This is a genomic window from Streptomyces sp. BE303 (assembly GCF_036290945.1).
Lineage (GTDB): Bacteria > Actinomycetota > Actinomycetes > Streptomycetales > Streptomycetaceae > Kitasatospora.
In genome coordinates this window covers 1-400 of the sequence record NZ_JAQYWZ010000511.1, presented here as the reverse complement: position 1 = coordinate 400, position 400 = coordinate 1, and the positions used below count along the sequence as shown (strand labels likewise).

The following is a 400-nucleotide window of genomic DNA, read 5'->3' as shown; positions in this document are numbered from 1 at the left end:
GGTCGGTGGCGACGCGTTCGCGGGTGAACATGGCGGACAGGTCCCGGCCGACCATCAGCCGCACGAGGTCGCCCTCGCTGGTGGTCGCGGCGTCCTGGACGCCGGCGAGGGCGCCGTCGCGCAGCACCGCGATGCGGTCGGCGAGCTGGAAGATCTCCTGCATGCGGTGGGAGACGTAGATGACGGCTACGCCCTGGTCGCGCAGGCGGCGGATGAGGGCGAAGAGCGCGTCGACTTCGTGTTCGGACAGCGAGGAGGTGGGTTCGTCGAAGGCGATGACTTTGGCGTCGCCGGTGAGGGCGCGCAGGATTTCGACGAGTTGGCGTTGGGCGGGGGTGAGTTGGGAGCCGAGGAGGTCGGGGTCGAGGACTTTGTCGAAGCCGAGGCGTTTGAGGTCGGC

At 69.2% G+C, this 400-nt stretch carries 1 pseudogene; it reads right to left on the bottom strand.

Going from position 1 to position 400, the window contains the following annotated elements:
* Positions 1–400 (bottom strand): annotated as a pseudogene (locus tag PUR56_RS10875) (sugar ABC transporter ATP-binding protein); the annotation flags it as partial.